At 62.3% G+C, this 24,500-nt stretch carries 18 protein-coding genes and 2 pseudogenes; 12 read left to right on the forward strand and 8 right to left on the reverse strand.

The features are described 5' to 3' along the window. Positions 1–292 precede the first annotated feature (292 nt). The 4 genes and pseudogenes from C7W88_RS20970 to C7W88_RS20985 all read left to right on the forward strand — a co-directional run. Positions 293–754: a nuclear transport factor 2 family protein gene (locus C7W88_RS20970; RefSeq protein WP_118075425.1), complete on the forward strand. Its 462-nt coding sequence runs from the start codon at positions 293–295 to the stop codon at positions 752–754. 13 nt (positions 755–767) lie between these two features. Then, a complete protein-coding gene (locus tag C7W88_RS20975) occupies positions 768–1,337 on the forward strand; it encodes a carboxymuconolactone decarboxylase family protein (RefSeq protein ID WP_205525327.1) in 570 nt (189 codons plus the stop codon). Further along, positions 1,334–2,109: pseudogene (locus tag C7W88_RS20980) on the forward strand (SDR family NAD(P)-dependent oxidoreductase). Before C7W88_RS20975 ends, C7W88_RS20980 begins: the two are co-directional and overlap by 4 nt. Before the next feature lie 16 nt (positions 2,110–2,125). Continuing rightward, positions 2,126–2,800: pseudogene (locus tag C7W88_RS20985) on the forward strand (SDR family NAD(P)-dependent oxidoreductase); the annotation flags it as partial. Between the two features lie 4 nt (positions 2,801–2,804). Here the strand turns inward: C7W88_RS20985 and C7W88_RS20990 are convergent. The 3 genes from C7W88_RS20990 to C7W88_RS21000 are packed head-to-tail and all read right to left on the reverse strand — an operon-like array spanning position 2,805 to position 4,392. Beyond that, positions 2,805–3,269, reverse strand: a complete 465-nt coding sequence (locus tag C7W88_RS20990) for a nuclear transport factor 2 family protein (RefSeq protein ID WP_118075427.1) — start codon at positions 3,267–3,269, stop codon at positions 2,805–2,807. 14 nt (positions 3,270–3,283) lie between these two features. Then, entirely contained in the window at positions 3,284–3,787 is a 504-nt protein-coding gene (locus tag C7W88_RS20995; protein WP_118075429.1) for a hypothetical protein, read from the reverse strand. Beyond that, positions 3,754–4,392, reverse strand: a complete 639-nt coding sequence (locus tag C7W88_RS21000; RefSeq protein ID WP_118075431.1) for a hypothetical protein — start codon at positions 4,390–4,392, stop codon at positions 3,754–3,756. The genes C7W88_RS20995 and C7W88_RS21000 overlap by 34 nt, the downstream gene beginning before the upstream one ends. Before the next feature lie 107 nt (positions 4,393–4,499). On the opposite strand from C7W88_RS21000, the gene C7W88_RS21005 reads away from it, so the two are divergent. From C7W88_RS21005 to C7W88_RS21030, 6 genes are all read left to right on the forward strand, one after another. Then, entirely contained in the window at positions 4,500–5,237 is a 738-nt protein-coding gene (locus C7W88_RS21005) for a 3'(2'),5'-bisphosphate nucleotidase CysQ (protein ID WP_118076001.1), read from the forward strand. A gap of 61 nt (positions 5,238–5,298) precedes the next feature. Continuing rightward, positions 5,299–8,103, forward strand: a complete 2,805-nt coding sequence (locus C7W88_RS21010) for a DUF3857 domain-containing protein (protein ID WP_118075433.1) — start codon at positions 5,299–5,301, stop codon at positions 8,101–8,103. Positions 8,104–8,393: 290 nt separating this feature from the next. Next, complete coding sequence (locus C7W88_RS21015; RefSeq protein WP_118076003.1) at positions 8,394–10,775, forward strand: TonB-dependent receptor; 2,382 nt, start codon at positions 8,394–8,396, stop codon at positions 10,773–10,775. Further along, on the forward strand, positions 10,775–11,527 hold the full coding sequence (locus C7W88_RS21020) for an SDR family NAD(P)-dependent oxidoreductase (RefSeq protein WP_118075435.1): 753 nt from the start codon (positions 10,775–10,777) through the stop codon (positions 11,525–11,527). Before C7W88_RS21015 ends, C7W88_RS21020 begins: the two co-directional genes overlap by 1 nt. Before the next feature lie 4 nt (positions 11,528–11,531). Further along, positions 11,532–12,617 carry a DUF1214 domain-containing protein gene (locus C7W88_RS21025; RefSeq protein WP_118075436.1) on the forward strand — a complete coding sequence of 362 codons (1,086 nt, stop codon included), beginning with the start codon at positions 11,532–11,534 and terminating at the stop codon, positions 12,615–12,617. Positions 12,618–12,679: 62 nt separating this feature from the next. Then, complete coding sequence (locus tag C7W88_RS21030; RefSeq protein WP_370073260.1) at positions 12,680–13,492, forward strand: class III extradiol ring-cleavage dioxygenase; 813 nt, start codon at positions 12,680–12,682, stop codon at positions 13,490–13,492. 68 nt (positions 13,493–13,560) lie between these two features. Here C7W88_RS21030 and C7W88_RS21035 read toward each other — a convergent pair whose 3' ends face one another. Next, entirely contained in the window at positions 13,561–14,793 is a 1,233-nt protein-coding gene (locus C7W88_RS21035; protein ID WP_118075440.1) for an SLC13 family permease, read from the reverse strand. Between the two features lie 27 nt (positions 14,794–14,820). Further along, a complete protein-coding gene (locus C7W88_RS21040; RefSeq protein WP_370073261.1) occupies positions 14,821–16,353 on the reverse strand; it encodes a malonyl-CoA synthase in 1,533 nt (510 codons plus the stop codon). A gap of 95 nt (positions 16,354–16,448) precedes the next feature. On the opposite strand from C7W88_RS21040, the gene C7W88_RS21045 reads away from it, so the two are divergent. After that, the gene (locus tag C7W88_RS21045; RefSeq protein ID WP_118075443.1) at positions 16,449–17,135 is read left to right on the forward strand and encodes a GntR family transcriptional regulator; all 687 of its coding nucleotides are present in this window, start codon (positions 16,449–16,451) and stop codon (positions 17,133–17,135) included. 218 nt (positions 17,136–17,353) lie between these two features. Further along, entirely contained in the window at positions 17,354–19,609 is a 2,256-nt protein-coding gene (locus C7W88_RS21050) for a TonB-dependent receptor (RefSeq protein ID WP_118075445.1), read from the forward strand. Positions 19,610–19,753: 144 nt separating this feature from the next. Here C7W88_RS21050 and C7W88_RS21055 read toward each other — a convergent pair whose 3' ends face one another. From C7W88_RS21055 to C7W88_RS21065, 3 genes are read right to left on the reverse strand one after another with little or no spacing between them, the layout of a single operon-like run. Then, positions 19,754–20,608 (reverse strand): SDR family oxidoreductase, encoded by an 855-nt coding sequence (locus C7W88_RS21055; protein ID WP_370073262.1) that lies wholly within the window; start codon positions 20,606–20,608, stop codon positions 19,754–19,756. A 25-nt stretch (positions 20,609–20,633) separates the two neighbouring features. Beyond that, entirely contained in the window at positions 20,634–22,280 is a 1,647-nt protein-coding gene (locus tag C7W88_RS21060) for an EAL domain-containing response regulator (RefSeq protein WP_118075449.1), read from the reverse strand. Further along, entirely contained in the window at positions 22,280–24,442 is a 2,163-nt protein-coding gene (locus tag C7W88_RS21065) for a sensor histidine kinase (RefSeq protein WP_240345007.1), read from the reverse strand. The genes C7W88_RS21060 and C7W88_RS21065 overlap by 1 nt, the downstream gene beginning before the upstream one ends. Positions 24,443–24,500: the final 58 nt, after the last annotated feature.

Here is a 24,500-nt window from a genome sequence, read left to right on the forward strand (position 1 = left end):
TCTTGATAAAATTTCGGCTCGTTACACGTGAAGGACTAGCGGCGTTCACCTGCTGCCGGTGCACGGCTGCGATCTGCGGGGGTATGCTCCGGGGTGTCAGTTTCGTCGCAGGCGACTATCCTGATGATTCTTGCCGCACCAGCCAGAGCAGCGGCAACCGCTATCCTCATGACTTCAAGCCAACTTGCGTAAAAAATTTGGACAAGTTCTGCGATAAGTGTGACGGTAAAGATCAATAATAGGGCTGTTGCGCATGATTCGCAGCCTGGCATGGGGCAGAGAGGAAAGCGCTATGATGTCGCTTCAGGAAATCTCGGACAGGCTTGAAATCCAGGATCTCTTCGCGCGCTATTGCTTCGCGATCGACGAACGCGATTGGGACGCGCTTGACGGCGTATTCACGCCTGATGCGCGCATCGACTATTCCGAAACCGGGGGCGCCGCGGGGACCCTTGCGCAGATCAAGGCGTGGTTGCCGGTGGCGCTTGAGCGTTTCCCGATGTTCCAGCACATGGTGGCAACGACCAAGCTTGACCTTGACGGCGACGAAGCCAGAGCGCGCACAATCCTGTTCAATCCGATGGTTCATCGCAACACTGCTGGCGAGGAGCAGGTCTTCTTCATCGGCTTGTGGTATCGTGACAGGCTTGTCCGCACGCCCGATGGCTGGCGAATTGCCGAACGCCACGAGGACATGGGCTGGTCGCACAACGTGCCGCCGATGGCCGCCGTGCCCGAAATTCCTGATAACTGAGGAGTGTCTGCCGATGTTGCGCATTTCCGTGCCCACTGAGGTGGCTGGCGATCCGTATGGCTTTGCTGCGCGAACCCATGCGCGCGAAATCATGGCTGCGGCTGCCGGATTTTCCTCTGCGGTCTATCGCGAGACACGCCTTTCGATGCGCGAATTCGAGGCGGCGCGAATGCGCACGGCGCAGATCAACGGCTGCATGATCTGCCAGGACTTCCGCGCAGCCCGCGATGCCGAGCGCACGTTTTCGGTGGGCGGCGAGACACCCGAGCGACTGGTAACGGCAAATGGCCCGGCGCCTGACGAGGCATTCTATGCGGCGGTCGAGAACTGGCGGGAATCCGGGCTGTTTTCCGTGCGGGAACGGCTCGCCATCGCCTTTGCCGAGCGCTTCGGCACGGATCCGCAAGGGCTGGCCGCTGACGAGGATTTCTGGACCGGGATGCACGAGGTCTTCAGCGATAGCGAGATCGTCGATCTGGCACATTGCGTGGCGGCTTGGGTCGGCCTTGGCCGCGTGGCACATGTTCTGGGGTTTGACACGGTGTGTCTCGCTACAAATCCATCAAGCAAGGAATCGGCATGAGCGTGAGTGACGAGCGGCTGGGCGCACCAGGGACGGGCGTGGTGATTAGCGGTGGGGCATCGGGCATCGGCCTGGCCGCGGCCCATGCGCTGGCCGAAGTGGGACGACCGGTGGCGCTATGGGACATCAATGCCGATGGCGCAAAAGCTGCGGCGGCCGACATCGCCGCGCGATATGGCGTGGCGGCTGTGGGGCAGGCAGTAGACTTGCGCAATCCGCAAGCGGTTGCCCCTGCCGCAGCCGAGACGCGTGCTTCGCTTGGCAGCATTGGCGGTATCGTCCACGGGCAGGCACGGCGTTGCAAACCGGGATCGGCGGAGTCACGCCCGAAAACTTCGACGCTGGAATGGCCCTCCACGTGCGCGCGGTGATCGAACTGGTGCAGGCCTTCCGCGATGACCTGAAGGAGCATCCGGGTGGTGCGGTGGTGGCGATATCCTCGATCAACGCATGGTTTGGCAACGGGATGATCCCGATCTACACGGCGGCCAAGGGTGCGGTCATATCGCTGGTGCGATCCATGGCGGACGAGCTTGCACACGATGGCATCCGCATCAACGCGCTCAGCCCCGGCATGATCGACACGCCGATCCTTGGCGAGATGAGGGATGGGATGGCGCAGCTTTACGGACCGCGCATATTCCTCGGCAGGTTCGGCAAGCCGGAAGAAATCGCAATGACGATCCGCTTCCTCCTGTCTGATGAAGCAAGCTACATTACGGCGACTGAGATAGTGGTCGACGGTGGCATACGCCATTCGCAACGGCCCTGAAGGAGTTTTTGACACGATGCGTTCGGTAATCGTTACAGGGGGTTTCGGCGTGCTGGGGCGCGCGGTGGCGCAGGCGTTCCGCGATAATGGCGACAAGGTGGCGCGGATCGATTTCACGACTGCGGCGGCCGATGCAAACCCCGGCGGGCTCGACATCGGCGGGGTGGACCTGACCGATGCCGCAGCTGCAGCGACAGCGGTAGAGCAGGTCAAGGCGACCTTGGGCGGCATTGACGTGCTGGTCAATGTGGCGGGCGGTTTCGTGTGGCAGACGCTCGCCGATGGCGGACCGGAAACCTGGGCGAAAATGTTCGCAATGAACGCGACGACCTGCGTGACTATGACCAAGGCCGCGCTGCCGACGCTTACAGCGACGCCGGGCGCGGCGATCGTCAATATCGGTGCGGGCAGCGCGCTGGTGGCGGGCAGCGGGATGGGGGCTTATGCCGCCTCCAAGCAAGCCGTTCACAAGCTGACCGAGAGTCTTGCTGCTGAGCTCGCCGGCACTGACTGCACGGTCAATGCCGTACTGCCGAGCATCATCGACACGCCGACCAACCGGGCCGACATGCCCGATGCCGACTTCTCGCAGTGGGTGCAGCCTGCATCTCTCGCCAAGGTGATCGTCTTCCTAGCATCGCCCGAAGCGCGGAACCTGAGCGGCGCGTTGATTCCGGTATCGCGCGGGGGTGAACCTACACGCCCTGCAGGAGCGCGCGCGCTGCTTCCGCGCCATCGAGCAGGGCGTTTTCGCGGCGCACCGCACGCCAGCCTTGTGGAGTGCGCCGGAAAGTCCAGCGGTTGGCCGAAACACGGTGGACGACAAAGCTGCCCGCTTCGTGGCGCAGCACCAACGAATGACAGCGCGCAGTGGCGGCATCGCCTGCGACAGTGACAACAGCAGGGCCAAGGATGTGCGCGCAGCCATCGGCCATGAGCTGGCGGTGGACCGGGCCATCGATCAGTGCGGCGATCTCCGAGTGTCCTCTGGCCGTGGCAAAACCGGTGACGACATATTCGCCGTCCTCGGTCCACAGTTCGGCAAGGGCACGGGCATCGCCACAATCTGCAAGTGGCCCATATCGCGCAATAAGCTCACGCACAGCTTCGCGATCTTCAAGAGCGGTGAGGCGGGCGGATAGATCAGGAACTTCCGTCATTGGTTCGGGCGCTTTCAGGCGAAGGGGGTCAGGCCGCCGAGCACCTCGCGAACAAGGTCACCCTGTCCGCGCGTACCCGTCTTGGCATAGATGCGCTTGGAATAGTTCCGTGCGGTCTCGTCGGTCAGGCGCAGGGCACGCCCTGCTTCAATGATCGTCTCGCCACGGCTCAGCTTCTCGGCAAGCGCGGCTTCCCGGTCCGAAAGTCCGTGTAATTCGCGCAGGATGCGGGTCCCCGCGCGCTCGTCTTCACGCACGGCCAGACGCAGCGTTCCGATCACGGCGGGGCGGGCGTGCGGTTCGGGCAGGACAAGGTCGCATTTGCGCAGGAGCATGTGCAGGTCACGCGCCGAATCGAGCAGGACCGCGGTCGCTTCGATGCTACCTTCGGCGATTGCGCTGCAGGCCTTTTCAAGCGCGCCGGCAGCAGCGGGCAGAAGCTGCAGCCGGCGTCCGCCGCGGGGATCCGGGGCAGGGGCGAAAGTCAGTATCCGCTCCGCTTGCGGGTCGGTTGCCATGACCCGCCCCCGGCATCGAAAGCGAGCTGACCCGCGCCAAGCCGGGCGAGGGCGGCTTGTGCCATCGCGGTCTGCAGGCGCTGTTCGGCAAGCGCGGCAAGCGTGCGCAGCGAGGCGGCAAGGTGTGGGCCGATCGCCGCAAGGGTCGATACGGCAGCAGAGCTGAAATCCTCACGCTCGCGCACCAGCAGCAGCCAGGCGTCGGCCGCGCCGCCCGCGCTCACGCGGAGCCAGCGGCCATAGCGGATGCCCATTTCCGCCAGCGCGCCGCGCTGCAGGGCAAGGCGCGTGGGGTTGTCGAAATCCAACATCTCGTCGATGGCGTAGACGCGGCCTGGCCGCAGTTGACCATATGGGTGCAGGCCTAGTGCGTTGATGCGGCGGAAGTCGAGCTGCGGTTCGCGCACAGCGCGCGGCGCAGTAACGTGGATGACAGTGGGTTCCTGCGACGGCATGGCATTAGCCAGGGTAATGATGAGAAACGCGCGGCGGGCATAGGTGCGCGCGACGAGGTTGCGCATGAAGGCACCCCACGGCGGCGTCTGGTGCACACCTTCGACAAGCGGCAGGAAAAGCTCCTGCTGATCCGTATGCGTAAAGGCCACCGTTTCCTCCCATATGGGAGCTTTGGTTTACGGGCGATGGTCTGAATTGCAAGCCGAGCCTGAGGGAGCCTCTCCGAATGACCGATGCCGTGACCGCTGCGCCTGCGATGACCGATGCCGAACTTGCCGCCCATCTTGCTGAAGTGGCGGGCAAGCTGCTGCTGACGGTGCGCGAAAGCGGTATGCTGAGCCTCAAGCAGCTGGGCAAGGCGGGTGACGCCACGGCCAACCAGTTCCTCGTTCACGCCTTGCGCGAACAGCGGCCGGAAGACGGCCTGCTTTCGGAAGAGGAAAAGGACAATCTCGACCGGCTGCAGTTCTCGCGCACTTGGATCGTCGACCCGGTCGATGGCACGCGCGAATATGGCGAGGCGCGAACTGACTGGGCGGTCCATGTCGGCCTGGCTATCGACGGTGTGGCAACGATTGGCGCGGTGGCACTGCCCGGCGCCGGCATTGTGCTGCGCACCGATCAACCGCGCCAGATTCCCCCGGCGCCCGAGCGTCTGCGCATGGTCGTCAGCCGCACGCGCCCGGCGCATGAAGCAGTGGCCGTGGCCGAAGCGATCGGGGCCGAACTTGTGCCGATGGGCAGCGCCGGGGCCAAGGCGATGGCCGTGATCTTGGGCGATGCCGACATCTACCTCCACTCCGGCGGTCAGTTTGAATGGGATAGCTGTGCGCCGGTTGCGGTGGCGCTGGCGCACGGCCTGCATTGCAGCCGCATCGACGGTAGTTCGCTGGTTTACAACCAGGCCGACACCTACATGCCCGACCTGCTGATCTGCCGGAAGGAACATGCCGAAATGGTGCTATCGCGCATAAAGGCTGTGCAGCCGGCTTGAACGGCAATTGCCAGCGTTACAAATAGAAGGCAGGTAATCCCCTCAATTTCAGGGGGTTTGCGTGCGCAATAGATTCGCGCTGTTCGTTGTCGGTCTTCTTGCCACTACTGCTCCGGCACTTGCTGGAGACAATGTCCTCTACGGCCCTGCTCCCAAATGGGCCGACGTGCGCGATTCGGCAAGGATTGACACCGCAGCAAGCACCCCGATCGCTCTGCTGGACGTGCAACAGCGGATCGAGGGCGAAACGCTGCGGGTCTATGTTGACCAGGCCTTCAAGCTGGGTAGCCCGGAATCGCTGACGCAGAGCGGCACGAGTTCTGCCGTTTGGATGCCTGACAAGGGCGATCTGACGGTCCACCGCGTCGAGATCCTGCGTGCGGGCAAGGTGGTTGACGTGCTCAAGGGCGGCGCGCGCTATCAGGTGTTGCGGCGCGAACGCGGGCTGGAACAGCGCCAGATCGACGGCATGCTGACCGCGACCCTCGCCATTCCCGGCCTGCAAGTCGGGGACGTGCTGCGCATTGCCTACAGCCAGACCATGCGCGACAAGGCGCTGCAGGGGAAAGTGCAGATCGACAGCGGACTGTTGACCCTGCCATTGGAGGCTGGTTTTGCGCGCACCAGCGTCTCCTGGCCCGAAGGACTTGCCGTAAAATGGCAGGCAGGCCCTTCGGCGGGCAGTCCAACCGAGAGCATCAAGGACGGCTGGCACACTGTGAACGTTGCGCTGCCCTTGGCAAAGCGCGAGGAAATGCCGCAAGGCGCGCCATCGCGCTTTTCCCGGACGCCCACGCTGGAAGCCACCACGTTCGGCAGCTGGGAAGAAGTCTCGAGGGTGTTCGCACCGCTCTATTCCACGAAGGACGCGATCGCTGCGGGAAGCCCGCTCGCAGCAGAAGTGGCGAAGATCGAGAAGCAGAGCCCTGACCCGCTGACCCGCGCTGCCTTGGCCACGCGGCTGGTGCAGGATCAGGTGAGTTACCTGCTGAACGGCATGGCGGGCGGGAACTACGTGCCACAGGCCCCGTCGCTGACCTGGACTTCGCGCTACGGCGATTGCAAGGCCAAATCCCTGCTGCTGCTGTCGTTGCTGGAAGCCTTGGGCATCAAGGCCGAGGTCGTCGCCGTGAACAGCCAGACCGGCGATGCCGTGCCGGATTCACTGCCGATGCCGGCGGCATTCGATCATGTCATCGTGCGGGCCGAAATCGCCGGGACGACCTATTGGCTCGACGGCACGGCAACCGGCACGCGGCTGCAGACGCTGGCCGACGTCCCGCCGTTCCGTCATGCGCTGCCGATCCGGGCGGAAGGCGCGCCGCTCATGGCGATGGAACCGCGCGTGCCCCAAGCTGCGATGGCTTCGGTCAAGCTGACGATCGATCAGCGCGCCGGGGTTGAGATGCCGGCACTGATCTCGGCGACGTCCACTTTCGCCGGGATGCTGGGCAGCAACCTTGGTGCGGCGTTCGGACAGGCCAGCGAAGAACAGAAAAAGCAGATGATCAAATCCATCGGGGATTCGATCTTCAAGGATCTGACCGATGATGGCGGCATCATCACCGGAGGAACAACCGCGTTTGACAGCGAAACCGGAACGGCGACCGTAACGATCGAAGGCATGGTCGTTTCCCTGTTTCAGGACCGTGACGGCACCAAGCGCATGGATATGCGTGGCCTGGGCAGTGCCAGCGCCGCGTTCGATTACGACCGCAGCCGGGCAAACTGGAAAGCGATTCCAGTGAACCTTGGCCGCGCCGAACGGGTGCGCGAGGAAATGGAAGTTCTGCTTCCGGCTGACGAGCCGGGCTTCAAGTTGGGCGGGAAAGCCGACTACGAGGCAACATTCGCTGGCACGACCGTTACCCGCAAGGGCGCGCTCGAAGGCCAGCGCTTCAGCGTCAGCGAAGAGCGCGCGTCGCTTGGTGGTGAACTGCCTGCGGCGGAAATCCCTGTCGAGAAGGCAAAGGCACTGCGCCTGCGCAACACGGTCCCCTTCCTTGTTGCCCCCACCACCGCAGCACGCGCATGGCGTTATCAGCAGCCTTCGCTCAAGGCGCGCATTGCGCCGATTGAGGCGGCCTATGAAAAGGCGCTGGCGCGGGAAACCGGGGATGCACAAAGCGACCCCCTGGCGCGCCGCGCCGATCTGCGGGAATCGGTTTATGATCTGGCGGGCGCGCTGTCCGATTGGGACAAGGTCATTGCGATGACGCCCGATGCCTGGACCTTTGGCAGGCGGGCCTTCACCAACCGGCAGATGGGGCGTTGGACCGATGCGATCGCGGATCACCGCGAGGCATTGAAGCTGGCGCCGTCGGTGTCCAATGCCATCTCGCTGGCAGGGGCGCTTGGGCGTGAAGGCAAGACCGACGAAGCCCTGGCCCTGTTGACCGAATACGACGACATGGGTGACGAACATACCGGCGTCGTCCTGACCCGTGCAGACATCCTTGCCTATGCAGGGAAGGGTGCCGATGGTCTGAAAGAGGTCGACGCGCTGATCGAGGAAAAGCCGGGAGACACGTCGCTGCTCAATGCGGCGTGCTGGTATCGGGCGCGCTTCCGGGTGGATCCCGACCGCACGATCGAGGTGTGCAACCAGGCGGTAGAGCGCGCATCCAATGCTGCCGCGGTGCTGGACAGCCGGGCACTGGCCTGGGTGGCGCAAGGCAATCTGCAGAACGCGCTGGCCGACGTCGAATCCGCTCTGAAGATCTCGCCGTCGCAACTGGCGTCGCTCTATCTCAGGGCGTGGATCGGCAATGCCATGGGCAAGCCCGAAGCGAAGGCCGACCTTGCCTACTTCCGCAAGGTCACGCCCGGTCTGGTGCAGGATTACGCGCGCTACGGATTGAAGTAACGCGCAAGTCCACGCCAGTGCCGCGCCATGCTGACGCGGCACTGGCGTGCCTGCCCTTCTCGATGAAGACGGAACTGCCGCTGCGTGGCGCGGCGCGTCCTCGCGCATTCACCGGGGATAAGCCGGCAATGCAAAGATGCGGGCTTTGCGCAACACTCTCCATGCAATGCGACGCATTCATCCGATATAATGAGTTTGCAGTTGCTATCCTCGCTGCATATGCGTAGCTTAAGTCCGAATTGATTGCGCGAAAGCGCATCGGAAAGTATCCTGGAGAGGGAGAGGACATCGTGAGGAAACTGCTCGCCGCTACGGCATTGAGCTCGCTCGCCTTTGTTGCAGCACCGGCATTCGCGCAAGATTTGCCGCAGGATTCCGCGCAAGACACTTCTGCCGAAAATACCTCGGGTATCGGCGAGATCGTCGTCACTGCGCAGAAGCGGGCCGAGAACATCCAGAACGTGCCGATCGCCATCTCGGCGGTGAGCAGCCAGTTTCTCGAGACGCGCGGGATCACCTCGATCGATAGCCTCGGCTCGATCGCGCCGAACGTGAAGTTCGAACGTGCGCCATCGAACAAGACGATTTCGCAGATCGCCATCCGCGGCTCGGTGACGATCAACCCGGCCGTGACCTGGGAACCTGCCGTCGGCCTCTACCTGGGCGGCGTTTACATCGCCAAGGCGCAAGGCTCGATCTTCGACGTTGCCGACCTGGAGCGCGTCGAAATCCTGCGCGGTCCGCAGGGCACGCTTTATGGCCGCAACGCGCTGGCCGGTGCCGTCAATCTCGTGCCCAAGGCGCCGAGCGGCGAACTGGGGGTCAAGGGCGAGCTGACCTATGGAAACTACGACTACTGGAAGGGCCGCGCCGTCATCGACCTTCCGGCAATGGGGCCGTTCTCGCTCAAGCTTTCGGGCCAAATCCAGAAGCGTGACGGCTTCATCAGGCTGACGCCCAACCCTTATCCGCAGGCGGTTGCCGCTGGCCCGGCACGGACGGGCCGCACCAACGATCTCGACGGCAAGAGCGGCATGGTCCAGCTGCGCTTCAAGCCTGAAGGCAGCAACTTCACCGCCGACTACATGTTCGACTATTCGAAGTTCGACCAGCGCCCGGACTATGCGCAGCTTGTCCGCGTCAACCGCAATGGCCGGCCCGAGGACATCTTCGATCCCAACTCACCAGGCTATGCCTTCGGCGGCGCGTTCTTCCCGCTGAACCTCTATGACCGGGCCGACCGCCAATCGACCGCGTCGCTCGATGCCAATCCGCTATACGAACGTTCGCGCACTTACGGTCACGCGCTGACCCTTGCGCTCGATCTCGGCGGAGCGACGGTCAAGTCGATCACCGCTTATCGCAACCTCAAGTGGGCAGACTCGCTTGACCTCGATGGTTCGCCCCTGCCGGTGGCGCTGACCCAGCGTGATACCAGCTTCCACAGCTGGAGCCAGGAACTGCAGGTGTCCGGACAGACGCTGAGTGACAAACTCAAGTACGTGGCGGGCGTATTCTATTACAAGGAAAAGGCCGAAACGCTTGGGCCGCAAAGCTTCTTCGGCGGCGGTGCGTCCTACCAGTCCGACTACGGATCGAACACCGAGGCGTTCGCCGTGTTCGCGCAGGTCGATTACGACATCACTGATGCCCTCAAGCTGACCCTGGGCGGCCGCTACACGCACGAGAAGAAGGACGTGCGCCGCTTCCTGCGGGTGAACTTCGACGCAGCGAACAACATTTTCGCGCCGACCGTGGTGGCAAACATCCCCTATGGCGGCGTCCCTGATGCCACCTTCAACAGGTTCAATCCGGCAATCACGCTGGCCTATCAGGCTAACGAGAACATCAACCTTTACGCTCGCTTCGCACAAGGGTTCAAGTCAGGCGGCTTCAACGGCGAGACCAACGATTTCCGCGCGCCGACCGCAGCCTGCCCCACCGGCGCGATCGAACTGTGCAATCCCTATCGCCCGGAAACGGTCGACAGCTACGAAGTCGGCATCAAGACCAAGCTGGCCGACGGCAAGGTGATCTTCAACGTCGCCGGCTTCTGGGACGAGCACAAGGACATCCAGCTTTCGGTGTTCACGGCAAATGGCGCGGCTGCATCCGTCGTCAAGAACGCGGCGGCCGCACGCATCCGTGGCCTCGAGATCGAAACAGTGATCCGCCCGGTCGACGTGCTGACGATCAATGGATCGCTCGCTTTCCTCGATCCCAAGTACAAGAGCTACATCGAGGCCGTGAACGGCGTTGACACCAACGTCGCCAACAACCGCGCCTTCCCACACACACCCAAGACCACGGCAGCCGCCGGCGTCGATCTTCGCGTGGCGCAGGGAGACTGGGGCCGTTTGAACGTCAATGGCGATATCAATTACGTCTCCGGCTATTACACCTTCCCCTATGCACTGGTGACGCCGAATGCCTCGGCGCAGAACGCCAACAACACCCGCTCGAAGGGCCGCACGATCGTCAATCTGCGCGCCGCGGTTTCGGAAGTGCCGCTGGGTGGGGCGAAGGCCGAACTGGCGCTTTGGGTCAAGAACCTGACCAAGGAGAGGGATCCCTCCAACTTCATCGACTTCGGCCCGGGTTTCGGCGGCCTCACAGTCGGATACTTCCCCGATCCGCGCACTTACGGCCTGACGCTGGGAGTGAAGTTCTGATGCTCTTCGCCGGGAAAAAGGCGCTGGTGACAGGCGCGGCCTCAGGCATAGGTCGCGCCACGGCCATCCGCTTCGCCGCCGAGGGTGCATCGCTCACCATCGGTGACCGCAACATTGCCGGGCTTGAGGACACGGCAGGGATGATTGCCGCCGCTGGCCACACTGCGCCGGTGGTGCAAGCCTATGACGCTACAGACTATGCCTCATGCCGCGCGCTGGTGGACACTGCCGCACGCGACGGGCTCGACATCGTCTGCAACATCGCCGGACTGCTGAAGTGGGGGCGCTCCGAAACCTTCGCTGCCGAGGACTTCGACCTGCTAATGCACGTCAACGCCACCAGCGTTTTCGTGATTTGCCAGGCGGCGATGCCGCATCTGCTCAAGTCGAAGGGCAACATCGTAAACACCGCGTCGACCGCAGCGCTGCAGGGCCAGCCCTACAATGCGGCCTATTCGGCCTCAAAGCACGCGGTGGCAGCGATCACCAAGGGCCTCGCAATCGAATACGCGTCCGCGGGTGTGCGCATCAATGCGATCTGCCCCGGGCACGTGATCACGCCAATGACCGAGAACACGCCTCCGCCCGAAGGCGTGGACTGGGCGCTGATGATGCGCAACGCGCCCAAGTTGCTCGATGGCTCGTGCGCGCCGGAAGACATCGCGGAAATGTTCGCGTTCCTTGCCAGCGACAAGGCGCGCAAGATCACCGGATCGCTCTTCACTGTGGACGGCGGACAACTGGCAGGATGACAGCATGACAGACCTTTCCGCCCAAGCCAGCAATCTGAGCCACGTCTGGCGCAGGTTCTGCAGCGAACTGGCCGAGGCGGGGGAGGTTCTGGCACGTCCGTCGAGCCCGACCAGCGCACTCGATCAAGCCGAGGGTCTGCGGTATCTCAGCCGTCTGGCGCGCACCGCGCTCAACATGCTGGTCGACAGCGCGGACCCGGATTTTCCGCGCCTGTTCCTGTTGTGCGACGACAAGATCAAGATCGGCGCCGACAACCCCGACAACCTCTACCAGCAGTGCGTGGTGCGGGGCGATCGTACCTATCGCATCACCGGCAAGCGCAATACGGTCCCCTACTTCTCGATCGGCAGCAAGGCCAACCGCTATGCCATCGACGGGACGATGGCTTCGACTGGCGAGATCGAATTCGCGCAGATGGAGTTCGGGCCTGACGGCACCTTCGAGATCGTGGTCAGCCGCGATCCGCAGCCGGGCAACTGGCTGCCGATGGCAGACGACACCACCTTGCTGATCGTGCGCCAGACCTTTGACGACAAGCAGACGCAGACCCCTGCCAACATCAAGGTGGAGCGGATCAGTGATGGTCCGACAGCGCCCGCGCTGCTCACGCCCGAATTGATCGAACAGCAACTCATGGCCTCTGCCGCATGGGCGCGGGGCACGGCCAATACCTTCGCCAACTGGTCGGAATGGTTCAAGGCGCATCCCAACCAGTTCTACGATGCGCCGCAGGAGATCTTCTGGAAGGCGGGCGGCGATCCCAATATCTGGTACGGCCACTTCTACTTCGACCTGCAGCCGGGCGAGGCGCTGGTGATCGAAACTCCCGTGCCCGATTGCCGGATGTGGAACGTCCAGATCGACAACTGGTGGATGGAATCGCTCGATCACGTGCACCAGAAGGTGTGGCTCAACAATTCGATGGCCAGGCTGGAGGCGGACGGCAGCGTCGTGGTGGTCTGTGCCGAGCGCGATCCAGGCTTTGGCAACTGGGTCGATCTAGCTGGGCACCGATCAGGCACCGGCCTGTGGCGCTGGTTCAACGCGGCCGACAATGTCGTGCCCAGAATGCGCGTGGTAAAGCTTTGACAGTCTTGCCGGACGTTACGGAAAGGCCCATCTGAACGGCCAGACCACCCCGGGAACGAGCCTTGACCGAAACGACTGAACGTCTGCCGACCTTCTTCCTCAACCATGGCGGTGGACCTTGGCCGTGGATGGATGGCCCTATGCGCCGGGGCTATGATCAGCTTGAGGCTTCGCTTCAGGCCATTATTCCCTCGCTCGGCGCCATGCCCAAGGCAATTCTCGTCGTCTCGGCACATTGGGAAGAGGCGGTGCCGCACGTCTCGACCAGCGCCGCACCGCCGATGCTCTACGATTACTACGGCTTTCCAGAGCACACATACCACATCCGCTATGCCGCGCCGGGCAGCCCGGAACTGGCGGCGCGGGTGCAGGATCTGCTTCTGGCGGGCGGCATGGACTGTCGCGAGGACGGCGAGCGGGGCTTTGACCATGGCACCTTTTCGATGATGCAGCCTATCCGGCCCGAGGCTGACATTCCGATTGTCCAGCTTTCGGTCCTCACCAGCTTTGACGCTGCCGAACACATCGCGATGGGCCGCATCCTTGCCCCCCTGCGCGAAGAGGGGGTGCTCGTGCTGGGGTCCGGTCTGTCATATCACAACCTGCGCGCTTTCGGAGCGCAGGGGAGAGCGGCGTCACATGCCTTCGATCGCTGGTTGCGCGAAAGCCTTGTGGGCTTCGAGGGCAATCAGGGAGCAAGAGCGCTGGAGCGGTGGATGGATGCGCCTGCAGCCATGCAGGCTCATCCGCGGCCTGAGCACCTGCTACCGCTTATGGTCATCGCCGGATCGGCCGAGGTAGATTCTTGCAGCGTCCAGTTTCATCAGGACGACTTCTTCGGTGGCCTTGCCGTGACCAGTTTCCGGTTTGGCTAGAGCGTTTTCGAACCGGATGGAATCATCTGGTGGCTCGGAAGACGCGGTAAGACAGGAGTCCGGAGTGTTCAAAGCCCCGGCAGCCCGACGAAGGCGGCCCACGCCAATAGTGGTCCGACGCCGACGACGATCGCTGCATAGACCAACAGCTTGCGCAGAATGGCAGGGCGATCCTCTTCGGATGCGTTCCCGACGATCAGCGCGCCATTCGTAGAAAAGGGAGAAGTGTCGACAATAGTGTTGGCAATGCAGATAGCTGCAACAACGGGCATCACGGTAATGTGCCCGCCCGCCAGAATGGGCAGGCTGAGCGGAATGATGACCCCCAGCAGTGCTGTAGACGACGCAAAGGCCGAGACCACTCCCGCAAGATAGCACAGCAGGAGAACAGCAAGGCTGGCTGATCCGACCTGTCCGATCATGACGCTGATCGCATCGAGCGTGCCGAGACGGTCAAGCAGGGTCACGTAAATCACAATTCCCGAAATCAGCAGGATAGTGGACCAGTCAACCTGTTTGAGCGCGCCCTGCTGCGTGCTCGGGGCAACCATCGCGAGCGCGAGGATGACCATGAGCGCCATGAAGCCGATCTCGACCTTGAACAGCAGTGCGCCGATGGCGAGGGCCAGTAGGCCGACTAGCGTCCAGGCCCCGTCACGATCAAGCGCTGGCACATCGACATCGCCCTCATGGTTCGTGCCTGCCACCGCCTCGCGCCGGGCATAGAACAGCCAGACCATGAGGGCGATGGCGGCATTGAAGGCCGCGCTGGCGATGAACAAATACTGCGGATCAGGCTCGATCCCGCTGCCGGTGAGCACCTTTGCGGCGATGCCGCCATAGATCGAGATGGGCGAGAAGCTTCCTGCCTGAGCGCCATGGACGACGAGCAGGCCCATCATAAGCGGTGAAAAGCCGTGGCTGCGCGAAAAGCGCATGGCGATCGGAGCGACAATGGCAACCGCAGCCGGCCCGACCGCGCCAAGCGCTGTCAGCACGCCGGCAACGAGGAACACCAGCAGCGGCAACAGCGCAGTATGGCCGCCGAGCATGCCGGCTGCGCGCGCCACAAGCCAGTCTATCGCGCCATTCCGGCTGGCGATTCCGAACAGATAAGTGATGCCGAGCAGGGTCAGGAACAGGTCAGCCGGAAAGCCCGCCAGCACCTCTTTCACCGGAAGTCCGGCACCGAACACGCCCAGCGCCAAGGCAGCGGCAAAGCCGATCAGCCCCATGTTCACCGGCAACCACACTGCCGCCACGAAGATCGCGACCAGAATCGCGATCGACAGGATCAACATCGTCTCTTCCCCTCCCGCACGCTCGCGCTAGTTGGCGAAGAGTGCGACATGTTCCTGTCTTAGCAGTGCCTTCTGCACCTTGCCCATGGTATTGCGTGGCAGTTCATCGACAAACACGACCGCGCGTGGCTGCTTGAAGCGGGCCAGCCTATCGGCCAGTGCAGCAATCACCGCATCGGCATCAAGCGCCGGATCGCTCGCCTTGACCACCGCGACCACGGCCTCGCCCATATCGACATGGGGCACGCCGATCACCGCACTTTCGGCAATCCCGGGGATCTCGTCCAGAGCGGCTTCGACTTCCGCCGGGTAGATATTGAAGCCGCCCGCGATGATCAGATCCTTGGCGCGGCCCACGATGTGCACATAGCCTTCCGAGTCGATGTAGCCGAGGTCGCCGGTGATGAAGTAGCCATCGTTACGGAATTCCTCGGCCGTCTTCTCCGGCATTTGCCAATAGCCGCGAAAGACGTTGGGACCCTTGACCTCGATTACGCCAATTTCGCCCTGCGGCAATGCGCCTCCGCTTTCGGGCTGGGCGATGCGCAAGCTGACGCCCGGCAACGGGTACCCGACGCTCCCCGGCTTGCGCTGGCCGTCGTAGGGGTTGGAAGTGTTCATGTTGGTTTCGGTCATGCCATAGCGTTCCAGGATCGCTTGCCCGGTAAGCGCAGCGAAGTCCTTGTGAACCTCTGCGGAAAGAGGCGCAGAACCCGAAATGAACAGGCGCATATGGCTGGCAAGCTCGCGCGTGAAACCGGCATGGCCCAGCAACCGCGAAAAGAACGTCGGCACCCCCATAAGCACGCTTGCCCTCGGCATCAGCCTGACGAGTTCATCGGCATCAAATCGCGGCAGGAAGATGATCGCCGAGCCCGCCGCGATGGTGACGTTGGTTGCCACGAACAGCCCGTGCGTATGGAAAATTGGCAGGGCATGAAGCAATCTGTCAGCGCTGGTAAAGCGCCAGTAATCGCGCAGAGTCAGCGCGTTGGTGGCAAGGTTGGCATGGCTCAGCATGGCACCCTTGCTGCGCCCGGTTGTGCCGGACGTATAAAGGATTGCAGCGAGGTCGTCTGCTCGCGGAATGTGACGCGCGGTAACCACAGGTGCGCCCGCCGCCGCTTCGACCAGCGTTCCGCCGGTGCCTTCGGCGTCGAGCGTCAGCAGCGCAGGCACGCCAAGTTCGCTGCATAGTTCGGACATGGCCGGTTCGTCTGCAGTGCGGCAAAGAACAAGCGCTGGACGCGCATCCCCGAGGAAGTAGCGCAGTTCGCCGATCGTATACGCAGTGTTGAGTGGCAGATAGACTGCTCCCACATGCAGCGCGGCCAGCCAGGTGAGCAACGCCATCTGCGATTTCTCGATCTGGACCGCCACCCGGTCACCCGGCTTCACGCCCTGCGCGCGAAATGCATCGGCAATCTGCGCAGCGCGAAATGCGGCGCCGCGGTAGCTTAACTCGGCACCATCCGGACCAATCAGGAAGGGGGCGTCCGGTCGAGATTCGCAATGGTCCAGAAACAGGCTGAGGATGTCGTGCGGGGCACCGTGCGGCAAGTTGACATGTCCTTGAGAAGAACTCGGGGAACTGGTTGTTTCCGGAGTGTGTGTATGCAAGAAGCCAATAATCACACTATCGGGCATGCATCAATATGATTTCCGAGAACGAACACGCCTCCGGAATGCTCCGTTCAGAACGCATCCGCCTCGCACTTGCGGACGAGATCACAAGCGGCATGCTGGCGCCCGGCACGCAACTTGACGAGCAGCAGCTCGGAGACCGCTTCGGCGCGTCGCGCACGCCGGTCCGGGAGGCCCTGCGCCAACTTGCCGCCGAGGGACTGGTCGAAATGCGGCCGCGGCGCGGCGCTGTCGTGGCCGCGATGACGGCGGAGCGGGTGTTCGAGATGTTCGAGCTTTCGGCCGAGATCGAAGCGCTGTGCGTGCGGCTTGCCGCATGGCGGATGACCCCGCTTGAACGGAGTGCACTGCGGAAAATCCACGAAGAATCCGCCATTCTGGTGGAGAATGGCGACGTGGACGAGTACGATCGGCTAAACTGGCGGTTTCACGATGCAATATACGAGGGGACGCACAACGCCTTCATCGTGGAGCAGGCGAAACTCCTTCGGGAGCGGATGGCGGCCTTTCGTCGGGCTCAGTTACGCCAGGGTGGGCGACCCGCCCGGTCCCGGCACGAACATGGCGAACTGGTCGAGGCCGTAATGCGAGGAGATGGTGAGGAAGCCTCGAAATTGATGCGCGCGCATATGTTCAATGCCTCGAACGCGCTCGAAGGATACGCTCGCCTGTTTACAGGGCGCGACGCACAAGGCTGACCGCCCACCCCTCAAAAAGGCCAGTCGATACGCCGATAATTTTGGCTTGCGCTGTCAGACCAAGTATGCAAGGCAAAGGGCATAACGACCGCGCGCATACATTGCAGCGGCAGAGAGGGATGCCGGAACCAAGCCGCTCGGACGAAATGTCGGCTCTGGCGCCACCTCTGCTGACAGCGCTGTCGATAAGGGTGCAGGTTTCAAGAGGGAGGATTACGATGAGAAAACTGCAATTCGCGTGCCTGGCATCGGCACTGTCTTTGGCGGCCACGTCCGTTTACGCTCAGGATGCGAGCGAAGCGCCTGCGGACGGTGACATCGTCGTCACTGCGAACCGCACGTCGTCGCTGCTGTCAAAGACCCCAATCGCAATGACTGCTGTCGGAGGTGACGACCTCATCGCTTCAGGCATCACCAACCCGACCCAGCTTGAAGAAAGCGTGCCCAACCTGTCGATCGTGCGCGGCAACGGCCTGCAGATCACCATTCGCGGCGTGACCAGCACCGACGGCACCGAGAAGGGCGATCCCTCGGCGGCATTCATGGTCAACGGCGTGTATCTGGCGCGTCCGCAGGCGCAGGAAGTCTCGTTCTTCGACATCGAGCGCGTCGAAGTCCTCCGTGGTCCGCAGGGCACGCTCTATGGCCGCAACTCGACAGCTGGCGTCGTCAACATTCTGACGGTCCAGCCCAAGTTCGAATTTGGCGCACGCGCCGACGTTTCGTACGGCAATTTCAACGCCCTCAATGGCACTGCCGTGGTCAACATACCGGCTGGCGAAACGATTGCTTTTCGCGTGGCCGCAAACATCGACCAGCGTGACAGCTATCTCATCGATGGCGCGCCGAACGACGGTGTAACGCTCAACAAGTTCAAGGATAACAAGTCGGTCCGCCTGTCAGCCCTGTTCAAGCCAACGCCGGACCTCAGCCTCCTGCTCGTCGGCGATTACAGCAAGGTCAAGGGCAACCCGACCAACGGCGTGCCTACCACCCAGTTCTACAGCAACATCACCAGCGGCGGTCGCCAGAATTTCAGCGCCCCAACCTATCTTGGCGCTGACCCCGACGTGGCCCGCACGCTGAGCCGCACGCAGGCCCAGCAGGCCTTCCGCGACAACGAGGAAAAAGGCGTGATGGGCGAGCTCAACTACACGATGGGCAACGTCACACTCACCTACCTCGGTTCTTACCGTGAATCGGAACGCCGCGAATTCAGCAACGCGGCCAATGGTGCGTTCTCGGCGGATTTTGCCGGTTCTTACTGGCAAACCTCGCAGGAAGTGCGCCTTGCCTATGGCGGCGACGGTCCGCTGCAGGCGCAGGTCGGCGGCTATTACTTCAAGGAAAAGTCCGGCATCGCCTTCTTCCTGAACAACCTGCTCGGTCCCAACACGCGCTTCGGCTTCCCGCAGGACCCGACCATTGCCGAAAACAAATCGGTCTTCGGGCAAGCCACCTATGAAATCGCTCCTGACCTCAAGATCACCGGCGGCGTGCGCTATTCGCACGATCTCAAGTCGCGCGTGGGCAACACTGTCGTCGACTTCTACGACCGCATCGGCACGTCCTACAGTATCGGCAACTTCATTCGCCGCCAGATCAACCAGAACAACGATGCCAAGCGCACGTTCAGCCGCGTGACCTGGCGCGCTGGCGTTGATTACGACACGTCCCTCGGCCTCATCTTCGCGTCCGTATCCACGGGTTACAAGGCCGGTGGCTTCAACGATGGCTGCGAGACTCCGCCCGCCGGGCAGCCCAATCCGCAGAACTGTCAGTTGCCCGCGAATGCGCTCTACTATGATCCGGAAACGTTGACCGCCTACGAAGCGGGCTTCAAGTTCCGCTTCAGCCCGGCATTCCGCCTCAACGGCACGATCTTCCACTATGACTACGCCGGCCTGCAGCTTTCACAGTTGTCCGACATCTGCGGCGGCCCTTGCCAGGTTACGACCAATGCCGCAAAGGCAAAGGTTGATGGCGTTGAACTCGACGCGCAGATTCAGCCTTCCGATCGCTTTACCGTCAGGCTGGCACTGAACTGGCTCGATGCTCGCTATGACGAATATGCTCCTGCTTACAACGATACTTCGGTCACGCCGAACGTTCGCCGCTCGGTCAACTTCGCGGGTCGTCCGCTGAATCGCAGCCCGAAGTGGAGCTGGGTGGCAGGCGCAAATTATGTCCTGCCGGTGGGCGAAGGGCGCATCGTGTTCGACGCGCAGACAGCGGCCCGCAGCCGCTATGAAGTGACCGACCTCGCCAACTTCGCTTACTTCTACCAGCCGGCGGCAACGAAGACTGACGTGTCCGTCACATACAACGCGCCGCAAGACCGCTTCTACTTCGCTGCATTCGCTGAAAACCTCGAGAACAACCTCGTGGTTACTGGCGCTACCACCGGCCTGTTCGGTGCGGTCACTTTCGCCGATCCGCGCACTTATGGTGTACGCGCCGGCGTGAAGTTCTGACCAGAAAGTTCCTTCGCCGACCGGCATGAGGGCAAGTCGGCAAGCGGGCGGGCGGGGTCATTTGGCCTCGCCCGTTCGCCTGTTATGATTACGTCACGAGCAGATGCTGCAACCATGCGCTGCAGCATCCGTGGCAAAACCTTTTCAGCTTTCCAACCGCGGCTCCACCTGGATCAGCGAAACCGCTGCGCGGCGGGGCTGCGTCAGCATGAAGTGCGTAGCGACAGCAATGTCTTCGGCGCGGAGCATCTTTTCAGCATTGATAGCATCGCGCTGCTCCTGATCGGAGTATGCCGGATACTGAAAGTCCGCACCCGTCAGCCCGGGCTCAATCAGTCCGACCTTGATGTCCTTTTCAGCCATTTCCTCCCGGAAAGCGGCGGCAAACCCCTGAACGCCAGACTTTGCCGCGACATAGACCGAGCTTCCCTTGCCGCGTGACACTGCCGACATCGATCCGATCAACACGATATCGCCACCTTTGCTCATCCGTCGCGCCGCTTCGCGTGATGCGATCACATAGGCCACCAGATCGGTATCGAGTTGATAGCGCAGGTCCTCTTCATTGACCTCCATTGGTGTCTGCGCCGGAACTGCTGCGTTGATGATCGCCACATCGATAGCACCGCTCAATGATACGTCGGCAGCGCTCCAAAACCGGCGCATTCCCTCGGGACGGGCGAGATCCAATGCAACACCATCACCTTTACCAACTTCGTTGATCCGCTTGAGCGCGTCGGCAAGGTGCTGCTCGTCGCGCCCGCAAACGAAGACGGAAGCTCCTTCGCCAGCCAGCAGGATCGCAATCGCACGGCCAATTCCTGTTGTGCCACCGGTAACGACCACACGCTTGCCCTCGAGGCCAGGTTGCTGGGTGTGGGCGTCGCTAAGATTGAGAGCGCTCTGTCGAGCCATGAAATACTCCCCATAGGCCGCGCCGACAAATGGCGGGCGTGTGCAGGAGAATTGCTTGAGAGCGACGTTGGTTTCCCCGATCAACCGGCTTTAGCCAGCGTCCATCGCATCAGCGCGATGGCCATGCCTGCAACAGACGACAATACTCGTCGAAACGGAGCGGCTTCGAGATTACAAAACCCTGCAACGTGTTACAGTCGTTCTCTGTCAACCAGCGCCTCTGTGACTCCAGCTCGACACCTTCGGCTACCGTTTCCAGACCCAGCATCTTCGCCAGACCGATAATGCCGAGCACGATCTTCTGGTCAGGACCGGATTCCGCGACGCGCTGAACAAAGCTGCGATCGATCTTGATCGTATCCACGGTGCAGACCTGCAAGTGGGCGAGCGAGGAATAGCCCGTGCCGAAATCGTCCAGAGCGACCGCGATGCCGCGAGCGTGCAGGGCCTTGACGATGGAATCGGCCTGTCGCGTATCGGCGATGACCGAAGTTTCGGTAACTTCGACCTCAAGCAGGTGCTCGCTCGCACCATAATCGGCAAAAATGCGTGAGATCCTGGCGGGCAAATCAGGGGTGAATTCGGATGCGCCGATGTTGACTGCCAGCCGCGAGGGAAGATTCTTCTTCACAAGCGCAAGTTGCGCAACGGCTGCTTCGCGCAGGACCCAGTCGGTCAGATGCGAGAGCAAACCGGCGCGTTCGACCACGGGTATGAACGTCGCCGGAGAGAGATGTCCAAGCAGCGGGCTTTCCCAGCGGACCAGCACCTCGGCAGATAGCGGACGGCCGCTTTCCGCGCAAACCTTGGGTTGATAGCAGACGTGTAGCTGGCCCTGTTGCAACGCCGTTATCAGTTCTGCACGGATCGAGCTGGCGAGCCGCATGTCCGACATGGCTGCGCCTTCGAGCTGCAGCAGCTTCCCACCGCCCTCGCGCCGCAGAAGCCTGGCGGCTTCCAACAGCCGTTCCAGGAGAAGCTCCCCGGACGTTGCATTGCCGATCTCTGCCGTCACTGCCGAAAGGGAAAGACGTGCACGCACCCAGGTCATGGACTGGCTATCGCGAACCTTGAGTTCGACCAGCGGTTGCAGAGCCTTTTCGATGGTGGCCAGGCTACTACCGATCACGCCCCACGCGTGGCCGTGCAATTTGTGGACTTCAAGACCGGCCCGCCTTGCCATCCTGTCGATCAGGGTCTGGATCCGGCTTTCGCCGCGTCCTTCGAACCTGCTCGCCAATTCAGGCTGGCTGTCGATCTTCACCACCGCCACCGCTTCGCCCGGTCTGGCGCGGACAAGGCGCGCGACGAACATCGCCCGTCCGTTCGTGTCGGGTTCTTCCCGGGCTGCGGCATGGCGCTGGGCGGCATTCTGCAGATGGCTTTCGACCGTGGCGATCAGCAGGTCATAGTCCACCGGCTTGACCAGGTAGTCATCCGCTCCCGCGCGCCGCCCCGAGATCATCGTCGTGCGATCGTTGAACGCGGTGAGAAACACGAACGGCACCAGCGACTGGGCATTGCGGCGCGCCCGCAGGGTTTCAAGCAGCTCGATGCCCGTCATTCCCGGCATCTGCACGTCGCAAAGCACCAGGTCGGGCAGTGCTTCGTCCATCCGCGCAAGTGCGGCCTCGGCGTTCTCGGCCTTGTCGATCTGGAAACCGTGCTCGGCCAGTTCCTCGGCGATGTCGCGCAAGATTTCCGGTTCGTCCTCGACACAGAGAACGCGGAAGTCCCGGGGTGAAAATGCGCTCATCACGCTGCCTCCCAGAATTCGGTGGTCGTGGTCGTGGCCAGCGGCAGACTGGCGGTAACCACCGTGCCTTCATCCGGCACGGACTGGATATCGAGCAGCCCGCCGTTGGCGTCGATCAGGCTGTTGGCAAGATAGAGGCCGGTCCCGGCGCCCGGGACGGCCGTACTGTTCGATCCGCGATAAAAGCGTTCACGCACCAGCGGCAGTTCTTCCGCAGGGATGCCGGGGCCTTCGTCATGGACAGAAATGCTGCAACGCCCTTCATGAATTCGCGCCTCAACCCAGACCTTGTTTTCAACCGGCGAGAAGCGACAGGCATTTTCGATGATGGCGACCAGCGCCGAGTGGATCAGCTGGCGGTCGATGAACAAAGGCGCACGCTCGACCTCGCCGTCGAGCCGGATTTCGATGTCGCGTTCGCTGCCCGCCGAAGCAACCGCTTCGCGCAGCATGCTGCCCAGCGCTACCGCAGCGGGACGGCACGTTGTCTGCCCTTCCTCCATGCGCACCAGTTGCAGCGCACTTTCCATCACATCTCGTATGCGGGAGACAGCGCGGCGGATCATGTCGGATCGTTCGACGACGGTATCCTCGGTAAGGCGTGTCGCCCGCCGTTTCAGGATCTGGCCGCTGCTATCGATCACGGTGAGCGGCGTGCGGAACTCGTGGCTGAGGATGTTAATGAAGCGGCGCTGGCCGGTGGTGATGCGGCGTTCGGTATCATACGAACGACGCACTTCGGCTTCCTGGGCCACGATCCGATGATGCGCTTCGCCAAGCTTCTGGCCCATTTCCACCAAACGGCCTGAAAGGTTGTCGACTTCGCTCACGCCGAACTTTGGCGCGGTCTGGTTGTATTCGCCTGCACCGATCCGGTCCATGAGTTGCTCCACTTCGCGCAAGGGCCGGGCTAGGCGCCGGCTCATCGCCCGCGCGCGCCAGACGAGGAAGGCGAAGAACACCACGTAGAAGGCGAGCAGGATCAGCAGCATGATCACGCCGACAGTGACCAGTTGATCATGCAGCGAATTGGCGTCAGCCAGAATCTGCGAAGCGGGTGCCAGCACCACCAGCGTCCAGCCTGGACCAGCAACCCTGGCATTCGTGGCCAGCATGTCGCGGCCGCCCAGCATGACGTGGCTTATCCTGGAGGAGCCACTGCCGACCGCCTGCGCAAGTGCCTTCAGCTCGGGTCGGCGGGTGATGTTGAACTGGTCGGGCTTGAATGTATCGGACCGTATCGCATCGGCGTACTTGTGGTCCTTGAGTTCGGTCAGCCCAAGATCCTTTTCGCCAGCCGGGGGGAGGGCGAGGATGGTTCCGTCTCGCCCCACCAGCATCGCGTAGCCCTGCCAGGGCAGGTTGAGCGAGAGGATGCGGCTGACCACGGTATCGAGCGTCATGTCGATCCCGACCACACCCTCGAGCCGCTTCTCGGAGTAAACGGGGGCGATGGCCGAAACCATCCAGCCTGAACCGGCCGGATCGACATAAGCATCGGTCCATACGACCTTGCGCTGCGGGTTATGCCGGGCATCCGCCTCGTAATAGAAGTTGTACGTGGGGATGTTCATCTTCGGCGCATACTGGGTCAGCACATCGAAGTAGGGGTAGATGCGGTTGTAGCTGTCCCAGGTGTTGAGATAGACCTGCCTCACCAGCGGCGATGCCGCCTTGATGTGGCGCATCGTGTGATCAAGCCGGACCGTTCGCCAGACCTTGTCGATCTCTTGAGGCCCAACCCGATGAAAGCCGCTGTAGAAGGCGGCGACTTCGTCGGGCTTGCCTCGTGTAGTGTGGAACACGCCGTCCGAGCCGACGTGATACCGTGCCTTTTCGGATGATGGCGGATCGTAGGGCGTCGCCAGCGCTTCGCCAGCCTCCGCGCCCAGCAGGCGGGTCATACCTTCGACACCGCCAAGAGTTGCCGTGATGTTTGCCGATTCACGCGCAGCAATGTCGGTCAGGTACTTCTCCGAGACCGCCGTCACCGTTGCGACGTTCTGCTGGTAAGTGAAATTGCCGGTCGCCCAGTAGCTAAGCAGGAAGCCCAGTTCGATCAGGCACAGCGGTATGACAGCGGTGCGCAGATAGGACGCGCCGAGCCAGCGGGCCAGCGTGGTCTGCCTACCTTCACCTTTTCGTGCGAGTCCTGCGAACACCCGTTGTTCCTTGCTGACCTGCCGTATATCCTTGGAAATACTAAATTTAGATTGTCAG

The sequence above is a fragment of the Novosphingobium sp. THN1 genome (assembly GCF_003454795.1).
Taxonomy (GTDB): domain Bacteria; phylum Pseudomonadota; class Alphaproteobacteria; order Sphingomonadales; family Sphingomonadaceae; genus Novosphingobium.